General features: G+C 62.4%; 2 protein-coding genes. Both read right to left on the bottom strand.

Annotation, left to right across the window (positions count from 1 at the left end; genetic code table 11):
• Positions 1–370 precede the first annotated feature (370 nt).
• Entirely contained in the window at positions 371–1,087 is a 717-nt protein-coding gene (locus K8638_RS44145) for a DNA methyltransferase (RefSeq protein ID WP_223760804.1), read from the bottom strand.
• Between the two features lie 55 nt (positions 1,088–1,142).
• Positions 1,143–1,400: a hypothetical protein gene (locus K8638_RS44140; protein ID WP_223760803.1), complete on the bottom strand. Its 258-nt coding sequence runs from the start codon at positions 1,398–1,400 to the stop codon at positions 1,143–1,145.
• Positions 1,401–1,579 lie beyond the last annotated feature (179 nt).

Genomic DNA, 1,579 nt, shown 5'->3' with positions numbered 1-1,579 from the left:
TGGTCTCGCGGCCCCAACATGCCTCCCTACACGCACGGCCAGGGAGCGACACGCTCCCTACACCTTGAAAGGGGTGGCCCTAAACCCGCGACGGCGCGCGCCTTTCGCTGAATCGTGAGTGAATCCGGGCACTTCGAGTTCACGGAATAGTCCTCTCCAGTCCCCCCTGTCGCCTGGAGTCCCCTCCAGTTTTGGAGACATTCTGGAGACGGAGCCAGGGCGTACGGTGCTCCATGGAAGTTCGTGGAAGTCCCCCGGTAGTGTGTGCCCTGGTGAGGTGTGGTTGGAGAAGGGGGGAGTGGAAGGGAGCGAGCGAGAGTACCGACAAAGGTGAACGGAGGAGCCGGTGCTGTACCTCTGTACGCTCGCTCTACCGCTGCCGCTGTGGCCGGCTCTGCCGCTGGTCCTCAACGGCGCCGAGTTCGAGGAGCCGGCTGCGCGTGATGCTCACCGCCTCGGCCCCCACATCGTTGCCCCAGAAGCAGCGCTCGTGCTTGACGGCGGCACACCCGACCGATCCCGCGCCCATGAATGGATCGATCACAACGCCTCCCGGTTCGCTGCTCTGCGTGACTAGCAGTTCGCTTACTGCAATGGGCTTCTCCGCCGGGTACCCATTGCGGATTCGTGGGGCTTCAATGATGTCGGGTACCCCGAGATCGTGAAGCTTGCGCTTACCTTTCTCAAAGAAGAGAACGAACTCGTAACGAGCCCGGTAGTGATAGCCCATCCCGATCGTCTTCTTGTCCCAGATGAGCGGCTTCCAGAACTTGAAGCCGGCCTCCTCGGCGAGAGGCTTCGCGATGAACGCCGTCTCGGGATCGCAGAACAAGTAGAGGTGCGAGTTCCGCTTGAGGACGCGATAGAATTCGGCAAAGAGTTCCGGAAACCGGGCGTTCGGAAAGATCTGGAACCAGTCGTTGCTCGACGCCTTGGAGTGCTTGAGGCGCGTGGTGGTGCCGACAGCGCGGTGCTTCTCAAGGGACTCATAGGGCGGGTCGGTGATGGCGAGGTCCACCGACGCGGAGGGGAGCTCGCGTAGCCACTTGATGGCGTCGAGCTGCGCGAGGCGGAATCCATTGGGCATGGCCTGGATATACGCCGCCTCGGCAAGGGCGCAGCCCTTAAAAGGGCTCAGTGACCTACCCCTCGTAGGACTCCCGGACGCCGTTCAGGTAGCCGAGCGCCCAAGCTGCGTGCGGGCTCTTGTGACGAACGGTGCCGGCTTGACTCTCCGGGAGCGAGTCGAGATCGAGGTCCACCTTCTCTTTGCGCTCCCGGCCGGCAGCCAAGCCAGCCTCGTAGGCGCAGCCAGCGCACCTGTGCCGACCCTCGCCACCTTGGCTTTTTGGAATCTGAAGGAACATCTGCTCGTGTCGGTGGTCTTTCTTGCAGATCATCGTGACGTCCTCTTTTCGTGACTCCACCTGGGTAAAGAGGCTTTGCGTTGCTCGCTGTCGGCGCAAGCCGGGATGGGACCGGAAGTACCATTCGTGCGCTTGGTGTCAAGGCTCGGCTAATCAGGTCGCTGTTCGGTCCGGCCAATGAGGTCCGGACGTGAGGAGCCCGGGAAGCGCGA

This window comes from Myxococcus sp. RHSTA-1-4 (assembly GCF_020037125.1).
GTDB lineage: Bacteria > Myxococcota > Myxococcia > Myxococcales > Myxococcaceae > Myxococcus.
The sequence above is the reverse complement of the archived record's forward strand: the minus strand, read 5'-3'. Positions and strand labels throughout refer to the sequence as shown.

Bases quoted from the DNA above. Each gene is read 5' to 3' on its own strand.
- K8638_RS44145 (WP_223760804.1), bottom strand. From the start codon at position 1,087: ATGCCCAATGGATTCCGCCTCGCGCAGCTCGACGCCATCAAGTGGCTA.
- K8638_RS44140 (WP_223760803.1), bottom strand. From the start codon at position 1,400: ATGATCTGCAAGAAAGACCACCGACACGAGCAGATGTTCCTTCAGATT.